The sequence below is a fragment of the Telluria sp. RT2P19 genome, assembly GCF_059685725.1.
This window is the reverse complement of the sequence record NZ_JCASIL010000036.1, coordinates 1-13,729: the sequence shown is the minus strand read 5'-3', so window position 1 is coordinate 13,729 and position 13,729 is coordinate 1. Positions and strand designations below refer to the sequence as shown.

The 13,729-nt window shown below is 66.3% G+C and carries 13 protein-coding genes, 1 rRNA gene and 1 riboswitch; of the genes, 13 read left to right on the top strand and 1 reads right to left on the bottom strand.

The genetic code is table 11. From position 1 onward, the window contains the following. The first annotated feature begins 341 nt into the window (after positions 1–341). The 13 genes from cobT (at position 342) to AC56KW_RS25885 (ending at position 13,451) form a co-directional block, all read left to right on the top strand. Complete coding sequence (gene cobT, locus AC56KW_RS25945) at positions 342–1,376, top strand: nicotinate-nucleotide--dimethylbenzimidazole phosphoribosyltransferase (RefSeq protein ID WP_497173514.1); 1,035 nt, start codon at positions 342–344, stop codon at positions 1,374–1,376. Then, entirely contained in the window at positions 1,373–2,155 is a 783-nt protein-coding gene (locus AC56KW_RS25940; RefSeq protein WP_497173513.1) for an adenosylcobinamide-GDP ribazoletransferase, read from the top strand. The genes cobT and AC56KW_RS25940 overlap by 4 nt, the downstream gene beginning before the upstream one ends. After that, positions 2,155–2,706 carry a histidine phosphatase family protein gene (locus tag AC56KW_RS25935; RefSeq protein WP_497173512.1) on the top strand — a complete coding sequence of 184 codons (552 nt, stop codon included), beginning with the start codon at positions 2,155–2,157 and terminating at the stop codon, positions 2,704–2,706. The genes AC56KW_RS25940 and AC56KW_RS25935 overlap by 1 nt, the downstream gene beginning before the upstream one ends. 7 nt (positions 2,707–2,713) lie before the next feature. Next, positions 2,714–2,942: riboswitch (cobalamin riboswitch) on the top strand. Between the two features lie 65 nt (positions 2,943–3,007). Then, positions 3,008–4,864, top strand: a complete 1,857-nt coding sequence (locus AC56KW_RS25930; RefSeq protein WP_497173511.1) for a TonB-dependent receptor domain-containing protein — start codon at positions 3,008–3,010, stop codon at positions 4,862–4,864. A gap of 61 nt (positions 4,865–4,925) precedes the next feature. After that, complete coding sequence (locus tag AC56KW_RS25925; RefSeq protein ID WP_497173510.1) at positions 4,926–5,948, top strand: FecCD family ABC transporter permease; 1,023 nt, start codon at positions 4,926–4,928, stop codon at positions 5,946–5,948. Continuing rightward, positions 5,945–6,724, top strand: coding sequence for an ABC transporter ATP-binding protein (locus AC56KW_RS25920; protein WP_497173509.1), 780 nt, complete (start codon positions 5,945–5,947; stop codon positions 6,722–6,724). The genes AC56KW_RS25925 and AC56KW_RS25920 overlap by 4 nt, the downstream gene beginning before the upstream one ends. Beyond that, positions 6,721–7,356 (top strand): cob(I)yrinic acid a,c-diamide adenosyltransferase, encoded by a 636-nt coding sequence (gene cobO / locus AC56KW_RS25915; protein ID WP_497173508.1) that lies wholly within the window; start codon positions 6,721–6,723, stop codon positions 7,354–7,356. Before AC56KW_RS25920 ends, cobO begins: the two co-directional genes overlap by 4 nt. Beyond that, positions 7,350–8,642 (top strand): cobyrinic acid a,c-diamide synthase CobB, encoded by a 1,293-nt coding sequence (locus AC56KW_RS25910; RefSeq protein ID WP_497173507.1) that lies wholly within the window; start codon positions 7,350–7,352, stop codon positions 8,640–8,642. Before cobO ends, AC56KW_RS25910 begins: the two co-directional genes overlap by 7 nt. Beyond that, on the top strand, positions 8,639–9,199 hold the full coding sequence (cobU, locus tag AC56KW_RS25905) for a bifunctional adenosylcobinamide kinase/adenosylcobinamide-phosphate guanylyltransferase (protein ID WP_497173506.1): 561 nt from the start codon (positions 8,639–8,641) through the stop codon (positions 9,197–9,199). Before AC56KW_RS25910 ends, cobU begins: the two co-directional genes overlap by 4 nt. Next, positions 9,193–10,137, top strand: a complete 945-nt coding sequence (cbiB, locus tag AC56KW_RS25900; RefSeq protein ID WP_497173505.1) for an adenosylcobinamide-phosphate synthase CbiB — start codon at positions 9,193–9,195, stop codon at positions 10,135–10,137. The genes cobU and cbiB overlap by 7 nt, the downstream gene beginning before the upstream one ends. Next, entirely contained in the window at positions 10,130–11,110 is a 981-nt protein-coding gene (cobD, locus tag AC56KW_RS25895; protein ID WP_497173504.1) for a threonine-phosphate decarboxylase CobD, read from the top strand. Before cbiB ends, cobD begins: the two co-directional genes overlap by 8 nt. Further along, a complete protein-coding gene (locus AC56KW_RS25890; RefSeq protein ID WP_497173503.1) occupies positions 11,107–11,994 on the top strand; it encodes a cobalamin-binding protein in 888 nt (295 codons plus the stop codon). Before cobD ends, AC56KW_RS25890 begins: the two co-directional genes overlap by 4 nt. After that, a complete protein-coding gene (locus tag AC56KW_RS25885; RefSeq protein ID WP_497173502.1) occupies positions 11,991–13,451 on the top strand; it encodes a cobyric acid synthase in 1,461 nt (486 codons plus the stop codon). The genes AC56KW_RS25890 and AC56KW_RS25885 overlap by 4 nt, the downstream gene beginning before the upstream one ends. Before the next feature lie 181 nt (positions 13,452–13,632). Here the strand turns inward: AC56KW_RS25885 and rrf are convergent. After that, a 5S ribosomal RNA gene (gene rrf / locus AC56KW_RS25880) occupies positions 13,633–13,729 on the bottom strand; the annotation flags it as partial.

Here is a 13,729-nt window from a genome sequence, read left to right as displayed (position 1 = left end):
TTTCTTTTTCGTGAACATTTGATAATTTAAGTAATCAAGAACCGAAGTTCTTGGCACCTTCATCAAACGCCCACACTTATCGACTGTTAATTTTTAAAGAACTTTATTCGGTACTGCATCTGCTGTTTGCTTCGAAGCGTTGTGTTCGTCAGCAGCAGAGAGGCGAGAGTATGAAGTGTTTCTCATTTTTCGTCAACCTCTTTTTTCTCTTCGCTTTCGCTACCGTGAGGCGGCGTCTGCGTCGAGGAGCAAGACTATAGCAAAGCCGCAGCCGGCTTGCAATGCTTACGCTTGTGATATCTTAGCCGCCGCTTCCAGCGACCTTTTCTTACAGAGACCTCATGCATATTCCGACCATCGCCCCTACCGCCGACGCGGTCCTGTCCCAGTCCCTCGCGGACGCCATCAATAACAAGACCAAACCGCTCGGCAGTCTGGGACGACTGGAATCCCTTGCCGCCCAGCTGGGCCTGATCCAGGGCTCGGTCAAGGTGTATATCGAACAACCGGCGATCCTGGTCTTCGCTGCCGACCATGGTGTAGTCGCCGAGGGCATCTCGGCCTTCCCGCAAGACGTCACCTGGCAGATGGTCGAGAACTTCCTCGCCAACGGCGCGGCCATCAATGTATTCGCCCGTCAGAACGGCTGCGCATTGCATGTGGTCGACGCTGGTGTGAACCACGATTTCGGCGAACGCTCCCAACTCGTGGACCGCAAGGTCGCCCGCGGCACCCGCAACTTCGCGGTCGAACCGGCAATGTCGGCGCAAGAATGCGCCACTGCGCTCGAACACGGCATGGCCCTGGCGCGCGACCTGCCAGGCACCGTCGTCGGTTTCGGCGAAATGGGCATCGGTAACACGACGTCGGCGGCGGCGCTGATGCACAAGCTGACCGGGCAGCCGCTCGCCCGCTGCGTCGGCGCCGGCACCGGCCTGACGTCGGACGGCATCCGCCACAAGGCCGACGTGGTCGCGGCAGCGGTCGCCCGTCACGCGCATGCAACGCAGCCGCTCGAAGTGCTGGCTACCTTCGGCGGCTTCGAGATCGCGATGATGGTTGGTGCCATGCTCAAGGCGGCCGAGCTGCGCAAGGTGCTGTTGATCGATGGCTTCATCGTCACCAGTGCCCTGCTGGTCGCCGCCCGCGTCCAGCCGAACATCCTAGACTACTGCGTGTTCGCGCACTGCTCGGGCGAACATGGCCACACCCTGCTGCTCGAAGAACTCGGCGCCCGCCCGCTGCTCGACCTGGGCCTGCGCCTGGGCGAAGGCACCGGCAGCGCGCTTGCCCTGCCCATATTGCACGCTGCCGCCAACTTCCTCAACGAGATGGCTACTTTCGCTTCGGCCCAAGTCAGCGAACGCTCGGTATGACGCACCAGCTGCGCCTGTTCTTCATTGCGCTGCAGTTCTTCACGCGGCTGCCGATTCCACGCTGGGTCGGTTACGAACCAAGCTGGCTGAATCACGCTTCGCGTTACTTCGCGCTGGTCGGCGTGGTGGTCGGCGCCATCGGCGCTGCCGTTTATCTGGTGTCGGCGCAATGGCTGCCGGCGCCAGTAGCCGCCGTGCTGTCCACCGCGGCCACTATCTACCTCACCGGCGCCTTCCATGAAGACGGCTTCGCCGATACCTGCGACGGCCTGGGGGGCGGCATGACGAAGGAACGCGCGCTCGAGATCATGAAGGACTCGCGGGTTGGCGCCTACGGTGCGATCGGTATCGTCTGCATGCTCGGCGCGAAGCTGGCCGCGCTTGCCAGCCTCCCCCCAACCAGCGCCATCGCCGCCCTGCTGCTGGCTCATCCACTCTCGCGCCTGGCCGCCACGTCCCTGATCTGGCAGATGGAATACGCACGCGCCGAGGGCAAGGCCAAGCCGCTGGCGGTGCGCATGAGCGACCGGGAATTCGGCATCGCCGCGCTCACCGTGCTGCTGCCCGCGCTTGCCCTGCTGGCCTTTGGCCTGCTCGACCTGGCCGCGATCGTTGCTGCTGTCGTGGCGGCCGTCGTCGCCACCTGCTGGCTCGCGCGCAAGTTCACGCGGCGCCTGCAAGGCTATACCGGCGATTGCCTCGGCGCCGTGCAGCAACTGGCCGAAGTGGCGATCTACATCGCGGTGCTGGCCGCGCTCGGCAGCGGCGCGCTGGCCTGATGCGTATTTACCTGGTGCGCCATCCGCGGCCCGACGTGCCTCCCGGGTTTTGCTACGGCCGCAGCGATCTCGCGGCGAACCAAGGGGACGTCGAACGGGTGGTGGCAGCGTTGGCACAACAAGGGCTGCCAGGCGCCATGCCCATCTACGCCAGCCCGCTTGCCCGCAGCGCCGTCCTGGCGCACCGCCTTTCGCCAGCGCCAGCCTTCGACGCGCGCCTGGCCGAGATGGACTTCGGCGCCTGGGAGCTGCGCAGCTGGGACGAGATTTCGCGCAGCGAGATCGATGCCTGGAGCGCCGACCTGCTCCACTACCACCCGGGAGGCGGCGAAAGCGTGATGGACGTGGCTGCGCGCGTGGCCGGCTTTTATGCCGATCTCCGGCGCGCAGCGCAGGCAAAGACAGCACAGGCGCTCGTCGTCTGCCATGCCGGCACCATGCGCCTTTTGCACTCTCTGCACCTGGGCGGGACGCTGGTCGATGCCGCGCTGCGTGCGGCCCAGGCGCCACACCGGATCGACTACGGCGAAGTGATGATGCTGGAAACCTGACAACGCCTTATAATGAGCGCGTTTTGGTGCTCGCGCCTGCGTTCGCAGTCGCAGTTAAACGGGAAACACGAAGCCCCATCAAAGGCCAACGTGTGCTGCCCCCGCAACGGTAAGCAAGTGCCGCTCGCGCTCTCGAGCGGCAAACCGTCCCCTCATACCACTGTGCTATTCCAGCATGGGAAGGTCGGACGGCCATACTTGTCAGCCCGGATACCGGCCAAAAGGTGGCGTCGCCTCGCGCGGCGCCGTTCAATCTGGCCTACGGGGACGTCGGCTGGTTGCCTTTGATAAGAAACAGTTCATGAATTTTCCAGTAACCCGGCAAGCCGCCGCGGTCTCGCTCGCCCTCGCCGTCATCTCGTCCGCCGCCGTCGCCGACGCACCAGCACCTGATGCCATTCCCAACGCCGACATCGTCGTCGTCACCGCGACCCGCACCTTGCAGCGCGCCGCCGACGTCATCGCCGACATTACCGTCATCGGCGCCGAAGAAATCGCGCGCTCTGGCGCCGGTTCGGTGGCCGACATCCTGCAGCGCCAGCGCGGCATCGAGATCTCGCGCAACGGCCCGGCCGGCACCGCCACCAACGTCTTCATCCGCGGCGCCAACGCCAACCAGTCGGTAGTCCTGGTCGACGGCGTGCGCTTCGGCTCGGCCACCACCGGCAGCGCCAGCTGGAATGCGCTTCCTTTGGGCGCCATCGACCGCATCGAAATCGTCTACGGTCCGCTCAGCACCCTGTACGGCGCCGACGCCATCGGCGGCGTGATCCAGATCTTCACCCGCAAGGGCGAAGGCGCGCCGGTGGTCACCGGCTCGGTCGGCGTGGGGAGCAACGCGACGCGCCAGACCGACGCCGGCATATACGGCCGCAGTGGCGGCACGAATGCGATCAGCTACGCGTTCGGCGCCGGCTACGAGGATTCGGACGGCTTCTCTTCCACCCGCCCCGGCGCCTCGGGTTACAACGCAGACGAAGACGGCTACCGCCGCCGCAACGCCAACGGCCGCGTCTCGATGGTGCTCGCACCGGGCCACGAGATCGGCGCCCAGTTCCTGGTCAGCCGCCTGTACAGCCAGTACGATGCTTCCAACTCCGGCACCTTCGACGTCCATAGCGACAACGACCTGAATACCGCCGCGCTCTTCATGCGCAACCAGATCCTGCCGAACTGGCATAGTACGGTGCAATACGCGCGCTCGGAAGACAAGTCGGGCAACTTCAGCAACGCAACGGCATCCGGCGCCAGCCAGATCGATACCGAACAGGATGAATTCAGCTGGCAGAACGACATCGCCATCGGCCGCGACACACTGCAGCTGCTGTACACGCACCGCAAGGAAGAGGTGTCGTCGATGCGGCGCTCGCGCATCACCAACTCGTATGCCGCAGCCTACTCGGCCAAGCGCGGCCAGCACCTGGTCGACTTCAGCGCGCGCCACGACCGCTCGGTCTATGGCAGCAAGAACACCGGCGCCGCCGGCTATGGCTACGACTTCGGCAACGGCCTTCGCGCCACTGCCAGCGTCGGCACGAGCTTTCGCGCGCCGACCTTCAACGAGCTGTACTTCCCCGGCTACGGCCTGGAAACCAACAAGCCAGAGAAGGGCCGCAACCGCGAAGTGGGCCTGCGCTACGACGGCAATGGCTACCAGCTGGACGCCACCTACTTCCACAACCGGCTGACCGACATGATCGTGTCGAGCACCCCGTGCCCGGACGGCGTCAACCGGAGTTGCGCCTACAACGTCAACAAGGGCCAGCTCGAAGGCTTTTCGGCGGCCGGCAGTACCAGCCTGATGGGCGTCAACCTGCGCGCCAGCCTGGATTGGCAGGATCCACGCGACGAGACCACCGGCAAGCAGCTGGCGCGCCGCGCCAAGAAGCACGCCAGCTTCGGCGCCGACTACACGATGGGCACGCTCAAGACCGGCCTTGAACTGACGGTGTCGGGCGAACGGTTCGACGATGCCGCCAACAATCGCCGCCTGGGCGGCTACGGCTTGCTGAACTTGCACACCACCTGGCAGTTCACGCCCGACTGGTCGCTGCTGCTGCGCCTGGATAACGTCGCCGACAAGCAGTACGAAATCGCACGTAACTACGGCACCAGCGGCCGCACCTGGTTTGCGGCCCTGCGCTATGGCATCCGTTAAGCTATAACCCCATGCCCGCGGCGGCAATGCCGAGGGCGTCCGACCAACCGACAGGGCCAGCATGCAAGCATCCGTCCCGCCACTGCGCCAGCGCGCCACGCTCATCGTCGGCGCCATGCTGGCGTTTTCCATAGCCACCCTGCTGTTCGCGGGCATGACCGGATCGATCCGGGTGCCGCTGGACGAGATACCCGACGCCCTGCGCCAGCTCGCCAGCGGCCAGCCCGATTCGCTTTCCGCCTCCCTGCTCGAGCTGCGCGCCAGTCGCGCGCTGGTGGCGTTCGCGACCGGCGGCGCGCTGGCCCTGGCCGGCCTGATGATGCAGGCGCTGCTGCGCAATCCGTTGGCCGACCCGTATGTGCTGGGCGTCTCGTCCGGCGCCTCGGTCGGGGCGCTGCTGGCGCTGCTCCTGATGGCGTCCACGCTGATGGTCGACGCCGCCGCCCTGGCAGGCGCCATCGGCGTGGCCATGTTGCTGTACCTCTTGGCGCGGCGCGACCTACGCAGCGGCCAGGCGGCCGAAGGTGGCGCCTCGATGCTGCTGTTGACCGGCGTGATCGTCTCGGCCCTGTGCGGCTCGGTGGTGACCCTGATGCTGTCGATCGCGCCCGAAGGGCGTTTGCGTAGCATGATCTTCTGGCTGATCGGCGACTTGGCCGGTGCACCGCTGCGCCTGCTGCCCTGGCTGATCCTGGCCGGCTGCCTGCTGTTCGCCATGCGCAGCGCGCGCGCCATGAACATGGTCGCGCTGCACGCCGAGAATGCGGTGACGCTGGGCGTGCGTGTCGGCGCGCTGCGCAAGGGGCTGTTCTTCGTGTCTGCCATGCTCACCGCGAGCGCGGTCACCAGCGCCGGCTCGATCGGCTTCGTCGGCCTGATCGTGCCGCATGCCTGCCGCTTCGCCTTCGGCCCCGACCACCGGGTCCTGATCCCGGCCGTCGTGCTGGCCGGCGGCGCCTTCCTGGTGCTGTGCGATACGCTCGCGCGCACCATTATCGCGCCGCAGCAGCTACCGGTCGGCGCCATCACGGCGATGATCGGCGCGCCGGTCTTCCTCTATCAGTTGCACCGGCTGCGCAAATGAATTCGATCTCCACCCACGACCTGCTGCTGTCCATCGGCCAGCGCACCCTGGTGCGGGGCCTGGACTGGACCGCACGCGCCGGCGAATGCTGGAGCATCATCGGTCGCAACGGCGCCGGCAAGAGCACGTTGCTGCGCACCCTGGCCGGCCTGCAGCCGCCGAGCGCCGGATCGGTCCAGGTGAACGGCCGCGCCCTGGGCGACTGGCCGCTGACCGAGCTGGCGCGCGAGCGCGCCTTCCTGGCCCAGTCGCGCCACGACGCCTTCGCCTACACGGCGCTGGAAAGCGTGCTGTCGGCGCGCCATCCTTACCATGCGAACCGCTACTGGGAAGGCAGCGACGATCACCAGGCCGCCATGCACGCGCTGGCATCGATGGAAGTGGACGACCTGGCCGCGCGCGACGTGCGTACGCTGTCCGGCGGCGAGCGCCAGCGCGTGGCGATCGCCGCCTTGCTGGCGCAGCAGACGCCGCTGCTACTGCTCGACGAACCAGCCAACGCGCTCGACCTGGCGCACCAGGTGAGTGTAATGGGCCTGCTGGCCCGCCTGTGCCGCGAGCAGGGTCGCACCGTGATCATGATCGGCCACGACCTGAACCTGGCCAGTCGCATCTCTACCCATGTTCTGCTGCTCATGGGCGACGGTCGCTGGACGGCCGGCGCCAACGACCAGATCATGCGCCCGGCGCTGCTGGGCGACTACCTCGGCCATCCGATCGACATGATCGAGCACGAAGGCCGCCGCATCTTTATCCCCAAGGAGGGCTCCGCATGACCGACATGACCCCAGATCAGAACGTAGACCCGACCGCCCTGAACGAACGCCACCGTGCCCGCATGGAGCGCAAGAAGGCGATCATCGACGCAAAAATCGCCTCGGCCGACAAGGAAATCGGCATCGTCATCGTCAACACCGGCAATGGCAAGGGCAAGAGCTCGAGCGCGTTCGGGATGGTGGCGCGCGCGCTCGGCCACGGCATGAAGGTGGGCGTGGTCCAGTTCATCAAGGGCGCCCTGTCGACCGGAGAAGAAACCTTCCTGCGGCGCTTCCCGGATGAGGTGAGCTTCCATGCGATGGGCGAAGGCTATACCTGGGAAACCCAAAACCGCGAACGTGACATTGTCAAGGCCAAGCAAGCGTGGGCGCTGGCCCGGCAGCACCTGTCCGATCCCGCCATTGGCATGGTGGTGCTCGACGAACTGAACATCGCGCTGAAATACAAATACCTCGACGTGCACACCGTGATCACCGACCTGCTCGAACGCCCGGTGATGCAGCACGTGGTGATCACCGGCCGCGGCGCGCCGCCGGAACTGGTCGAGGTCGCCGACACGGTCACGGAGATGAACGTGGTCAAGCACGCGTTCAAGTCAGGCATCGCGGCCCAGGCGGGGACCGAATGGTGATGGGCGCACGTGTCGCCCTGGTGACGGCGATGTCGTCCGGACAGGGCAAGACGACGGTGACGGCGGCGCTGGCGCGGCGCCTGGTCCGCATGGGCAAGCGCGTGCGCGTGTTCAAATGCGGCCCGGACTTCATCGACCCGATGCTGCTCGAACGCGCCTGTGGCGCGCCGGTGCACAATCTCGACCTGTGGATGGTCGGGCGCGACGCCTGCCGCCAGCGCCTGGCCGATGCCGCCCGCGAGGCGGACGCGATCCTGGTCGAAGGCGTGATGGGATTGTATGACGGCTCGCCATCGGCGGCCGACCTGTCCCGTGAATTCGGCATCCCCGTGCTGGCGGTGCTGGACGCTTCGGCAATGGCGCAGACTGCCGGCGCCGTGGCGCAGGGCCTGCGCGACTATGGCCCGGTGGAGATGGCGGGCGTGATCGCCAACCGCATTGCCAGCAGCGGCCATGCGGCGATGGTGAAGGAATCGCTGCGCGACATCCCGCTGATCGGCACCCTGGTGCGCCAGGACGAGCCGCTGCCCGAGCGCCACCTGGGCCTGGTGCTACCGGGCGAGGTCGAGGAACTGGACCGCATCCTCGACACGCTGGCGAACAGCATCGATTTCGATGAAGCTGCGTGGGATGCGCTGCCGCTCATGGCGCCCGCATCGACTGTCCCTGCGCCTTTGGCGCCGCTGCTGGCAGGACGCACGATCGCGATCGCGCGCGATCCCTCCTTCGTGTTCATCTATCCGGCGAATATCGACCTGCTCGAACGGCTCGGCGCAAGGATCACGTATTTCGCGCCGTTATCGGACGAAGGGGTGCCCGAAGACGCCGATGCGGTCTACCTGCCGGGCGGCTACCCCGAACTGCACGCCGCAGCGCTACAGGCCGCCCAGCGCTGGCGCGACTCGATCCGCGCGGCGCACGCGCGTGGGGTACCGATCGTCGCCGAGTGCGGCGGCATGATGGCGCTCGCCGATGGCCTGACCGACGGCCAGGGCCGCCGCTACCAGATGGCCGGCCTGCTCGCGGGCGAGGTCAGGATGCAGAAACGCCTCGGTGGGCTCGGCATGCATGCGATGCCGACCCCGCAAGGCGAGATCCGGGGCCATACCTTCCATTATTCACGGATGGACTCGAAGGTAGCGCCAGAAGCGCGCACCGTGAAGCAGCGCACCGGCGCCCAGGGCGAAACCGCCTACCGTGTCGGCTCGCTGTTCGCGTCCTACTTCCACGGCTACTTCCCTTCCAACCCGCAGGCGGTGGCCGTGCTGTTCGGAGCGACGCCATGAGCGCGACTTTGGTCTTCGGCGGCGCGCGCTCGGGCAAGAGCGCGTATGCCGAGCGCCTGGCGCGAGATTCCGGCAAGGAAGTCGTGTATGTCGCGACCTCGCGCGCCGGTGATGGCGAGATGGCGACGCGCATTGCCCATCACCGCGAGCGGCGTCCGTCTGAATGGCGAACGGTCGAGGAAGAACTGGCGCTGGCGCAGGTATTGCGTGCCTGGTGTGCGCCGCAGCGCCTGGTGTTGGTCGATTGCCTGACGCTGTGGCTCAGCAACCTGATATTCAGCGACAACCGTGACTATCCCGAAGTCGGCGCGGTCGAGCTGCCTCCGCGCCTTCGTGAAGAACGTACGGCATTGCTGGACCTGCTGGATGTAGGCCTGGCAGGTGACGCGATCTTCGTGTCGAACGAAGTCGGCATGGGCATCGTGCCATGGGGCGCGATCTCGCGCAGCTTCGCCGATGAAGCCGGCCGCCTGAACCAGGCGGTGGCGGCGCGCGCGGAGCGCGCGGTGCTGGTGGCGGCCGGCCTGCCGCTGGTATTGAAAGGCGCCGCGTGCTGATTGGGCTCTCACTGTCGACCATTGCGCTGCTGCTCGTGGCCGGCATCGCGCTCGACCTGATGCTGGGCGAGACGCCGCGCTGGCACCCGCTGGTCGGCTTCGGCAAGCTGGCAAACCTCATCGAACGCCGTTTCAATCGCGGCCAGTCGCGATTCCTGCGCGGAAGCCTGGCCTGGGCGCTCGCCGTCCTGCCACCGAGCCTGCTGTTCCTGGCCTTGACCGACGTCGCCGGCCTGTGGCTGCACGCGGTGCTCCTCTATTTCTGCATCGGCCTGCGCAGCCTGCGCGACCACACCCTGCCGATCTACCAGGCGCTGTGTGCTGGCGACCTGGCGCAGGCGCGCGCGCTCACGGCGCGCATCGTCAGCCGCGACACCGCGAACGCCAGCGAAGCCGACCTGGCCAAGGCCAGCGCCGAGTCGCTCCTCGAGAACGGCAATGATGCGGTGTTAGGTACGCTGTTCTGGTTCGTCCTGCTGGGTGGACCGGGAGCCGTGCTGTTCCGCCTGGCGAACACGCTCGATGCGATGTGGGGTTATCGCAGCGAGCACTTCAACCTGTTCGGCCGCTGCGCGGCGCGCATCGACGATGTGCTGAACTATCTGCCGGCGCGCCTGACCGCGCTGTCGTACGTGCTGCTGGCCGGCACCGGCCGCGCGCGCGCCTGGCAATGCTGGCGTACCCAGGCCCCGGCCTGGAGCAGCCCGAACGCCGGGCCGGTGATGGCCAGCGGCGCGGGCGCCCTCGGCGTGTCGCTGGGCGGCCCCGCGATTTACGATGGGGAAGTGGAACAACGACCGCCGCTGGGCACCGGCCCAGCGGCCTGCGCCGGCGATATTCCGCGCGCCTGGCGGCTGGTGTTGCATACCACCCTGCTGTGGGCCGGCGTGGCCTGCCTGCTGGCGGTCTTGCTGTCGATCGGAGCGCCGCATGCTTGAACATGGCGGCAACCTGCGCGAGGCGGCGCGGCATTACGGACGCGGCGACTGGGTCGACCTGTCGACCGGCATCAACCCGCACGGCTATCCAGCGCCGGCGCCGTCGGGCGCAGCCTGGCATCGCCTGCCGGAACCCGATCCCGCACTTCTGGCGGCGGCCCGCGCTTATTACCGCGCGCCCCTCCTGCTGCCGGTGGCCGGCACGCAGGCGGCGATCCAGGCCCTGCCGCGCCTGCGCCCACCATCGCGCGTCGCGGTCTCGGCGCCTTCGTATGCCGAACATGCCTATCATTGGGGGCTGCACGGCCACACGCGGCGGCAGGTAGCCTACGCGAAACTGCAAGCGGCGATCGATGACAGCGATGTCGTGGTGGTCGTCAATCCCAATAATCCTACCGGCGAAACCATCGCTCCCGAGCGCCTGCTCGACTGGGCGGCGCGGCTGCATGCGCGTGGCGGCTGGCTGGTGGTCGACGAAGCCTTCGGCGATACGGCGGTCGACCTGAGCGTGGCCCGACATGCGGCGCAACCGGGACTGATCGTGCTGCGTTCGATCGGCAAGTTCTTTGGGCTGGCGGGCCTGCGGCTGGGGTTCGTCGCGGCGCACGAACGCATGCTGGCAGACCTGGCGGACCTGCTCGGGCCATGGGCCGTCAGCGGTCCGGCGCAAGAGATCGCACTGCAGGCACTGGGCGACACGGACTGGCAACTGGCTACGCATGCCCGCCTGGCGCAGGCCGGCGAACGGATGGCGCGGCTGCTGCAGGCGCACGGTGTCGCCAGCGCCGGCACGCCGCTGTTTCGCTGGTGGCCGGAAGCGCGGCCCGAAGCCTTCCACGAGCATATGGCCGCACGCGGCATCTGGTGCCGCCTGTTCCGCGATGCGGCGCGCGGCATCCGCGTCGGCCTGCCCGCCAGCGAAGATGAATGGCGGCGTCTCGAACAAGCACTTCAAGAATGGAGCAAGGAATGAAGAAAACGATGCTGCTGGCCGGGGTGGTCGCGGCGGGCATGGCGGCCCAGGCACAGGCTCAGGCGGCGATCACGGTCAAGGATGACGCAGGGCTGGCGGTCACTATCGACAAGCCGGCGCTGCGGGTGGTGTCGATGGCGCCGAGCGTGACCGAACTGCTGTTCGCGGCGGGCGGCGGCAACCAGATCGTCGGCGCGGTGAACTACAGCGATTATCCCGAGGCGGCCAAGCGCATCCCGCGCATCGGGTCGAACCGCGAGATCGACATGGAGCTCCTGATCTCGCTGAAGCCCGACCTGATCGTGGCCTGGCGCCATAATAGTTCGGAGCGGCAGATCGAGATGGTGCGCCGACTGGGCATCCCGGTATTCCAGAGCGACCCACAGACGCTGGACGGTATTCCCGACGCCGTACTGCGCATGGGACGGCTGTTGGGCACCGACGCGGCGGCGAAGACCACCGCGACGCAGTTGCGCGAGCAACTGGCGGCCCTGCGCGCGAAGTATGCGAACCGTTCTACGGTGCGCACCTTCTACCAGGTGTGGGACAAGCCGTTGTACACGCTGAGCGGAAAGCACATCCTTACCGACGCAATGAAGCTGTGCGGTGGCGAGAACATCTTCGACAAGCTGACGGTGACGGCGCCCATCGTCTCGATCGAGAGCGTATTGCAGGCCAATCCGGAAGCGATCATCGCCACCGCCGAGAAGAATTATGGCGGCGTGGCGCTGTGGAAGCCGTATGGCACGCTGACTGCGGTCCGCGGCAACAATCTGTTCACGCTGGACGGCCACCTGCTCAACCGCGCAGGACCGCGCATGGTCCAGGGCACGGCCGCGATGTGCGAAGTGCTGGAGCAGGCGCGCCAGCACCGTACGAAATGAACGCCTTTCCCTACCGGACCCTGATGGTGCAGGGCACCACGTCGGACGCAGGCAAGAGCACGGTCGTCGCGGCGCTATGCCGCTTGCTCCGGCGGCGAGGCGTCGCGGTCGCGCCTTTCAAGCCGCAGAACATGGCGCTCAACAGCGCGGTAACGCGCGACGGCGGCGAGATCGGCCGCGCGCAGGCGCTGCAGGCGATCGCCGCCGGCATCGAGCCGCACACCGACATGAATCCGGTGCTGCTCAAGCCATCGAGCGATACCGGCGCCCAGGTCATCATCCATGGCCACGTGCGGGCCGACATGAATGCGCGCGACTATCACCAGTACAAGCCGGTGGCGATGGGGGCCGTGCTCGAGTCGCATGCACGCCTGCTGGCGCAATATGAGACGGTGATCGTCGAAGGCGCGGGCAGCCCGGCAGAGATCAACCTGCGCGAGCGCGACATCGCCAATATGGGCTTTGCCGAGGCGGTCGATTGCCCGGTGGTGCTGGTGGCGGACATCGACCGCGGTGGCGTGTTCGCGCACCTGGTCGGCACCTTGTCCTGCCTGTCGCAGTCGGAGCGCGATCGGGTGATCGGCTTTGTCATCAACCGCTTTCGCGGCGATATCAAGCTGCTCGAGCCGGGGCTCGATTGGCTCGAGACGCAGACCGGCAAGCCGGTGCTGGCGGTGCTGCCCTATCTGCACGGGCTGTTCCTCGATGCCGAGGATGCGGTACAGGCAGCGCAGACGAACAAGGGCGCGTTTCGTGTCATCGTTCCCAGTCTGCCGCGCATGAGCAATCACACGGATTTCGATGCGCTGCGCGCGCATCCCGACGTCGACCTGCGCTTCGTGCGTCAGGGTGAGGCGATTCCTGGCGCCGACTTGATCGTTCTACCAGGAAGCAAGAACACCCGTGGGGATCTGGCCTGGCTGGCGGCGCATGGATGGCGTGAGCAGATTGCGCGTCATTTGCGTTATGGCGGCAAGGTGATCGGTGTATGTGGCGGGTTCCAGATGCTGGGTCGGACCGTGCGCGATCCGCATGGGGTCGAAGGCGCGCCTGGTGTATCGGCAGGACTGGGCGTGCTGGATATCGATACCGAACTGACACGCGAGAAGCGGCTGACCAGGGTAGAAGGTGTGTGTGCGTTTGGTTCGTCCAACCCCGACCAGCGGGTCAGCGGCTATGAGATTCATATGGGCGTGTCGCATGGCGCGGCGCTGCAGACGCCTGCCTTTTCGATCGATGGCCGCGATGAAGGCGCGGTGTCGGCCGATGGTCAGATCCTGGGGACGTATCTACACGGGCTGTTCGATCATCCGGAAGCTTGTACCGCGCTATTGCGATGGGCTGGTTCGTGCAGCGAGCATGTGGTCGATACGGCGCAGTTGCGTGAAGCAAGTCTTGAACGGATTGCGGATTCTGTCGAGGGATTATTGGATCGGTTGATGGCGATGCGCGAGTAAGTTGCCACTGTTGAAAGCGTGGAATAATCTGGTCCAGTGGACTGGATTACGCTCAATCCATCTGCAGGGCTGAGCAAATGTCAGCACCGCAAAGCAAATGTCAGCACCGCAAAGCAAATGTCAGCACCGCAAAGCAAAAAACCCCACCAGGATCACCTGGTGGGGTTTTTCTATATAACTAGCCTGACGATAACCTACTTTCACACTGGTTGCAGCACTATCATCGGCGCAAAGTCGTTTCACGGTCCTGTTCGGGATGGGAAGGGGTGGGACCGACT

What these genes read in the sequence shown, in the direction of transcription:
- AC56KW_RS25890 (WP_497173503.1), top strand. Translation starts at nt 11,107, where the DNA reads ATGAAGAAAACGATGCTGCTGGCCGGGGTGGTCGCGGCGGGCATGGCG.
- AC56KW_RS25920 (WP_497173509.1), top strand. Translation starts at nt 5,945, where the DNA reads ATGAATTCGATCTCCACCCACGACCTGCTGCTGTCCATCGGCCAGCGC.
- cobU (WP_497173506.1), top strand. Translation starts at nt 8,639, where the DNA reads ATGAGCGCGACTTTGGTCTTCGGCGGCGCGCGCTCGGGCAAGAGCGCG.
- AC56KW_RS25930 (WP_497173511.1), top strand. Translation starts at nt 3,008, where the DNA reads ATGAATTTTCCAGTAACCCGGCAAGCCGCCGCGGTCTCGCTCGCCCTC.
- AC56KW_RS25885 (WP_497173502.1), top strand. Translation starts at nt 11,991, where the DNA reads ATGAACGCCTTTCCCTACCGGACCCTGATGGTGCAGGGCACCACGTCG.
- AC56KW_RS25925 (WP_497173510.1), top strand. Translation starts at nt 4,926, where the DNA reads ATGCAAGCATCCGTCCCGCCACTGCGCCAGCGCGCCACGCTCATCGTC.
- cobD (WP_497173504.1), top strand. Translation starts at nt 10,130, where the DNA reads ATGCTTGAACATGGCGGCAACCTGCGCGAGGCGGCGCGGCATTACGGA.
- cobO (WP_497173508.1), top strand. Translation starts at nt 6,721, where the DNA reads ATGACCGACATGACCCCAGATCAGAACGTAGACCCGACCGCCCTGAAC.
- cobT (WP_497173514.1), top strand. Translation starts at nt 342, where the DNA reads ATGCATATTCCGACCATCGCCCCTACCGCCGACGCGGTCCTGTCCCAG.
- AC56KW_RS25940 (WP_497173513.1), top strand. Translation starts at nt 1,373, where the DNA reads ATGACGCACCAGCTGCGCCTGTTCTTCATTGCGCTGCAGTTCTTCACG.
- AC56KW_RS25910 (WP_497173507.1), top strand. Translation starts at nt 7,350, where the DNA reads ATGGTGATGGGCGCACGTGTCGCCCTGGTGACGGCGATGTCGTCCGGA.
- AC56KW_RS25935 (WP_497173512.1), top strand. Translation starts at nt 2,155, where the DNA reads ATGCGTATTTACCTGGTGCGCCATCCGCGGCCCGACGTGCCTCCCGGG.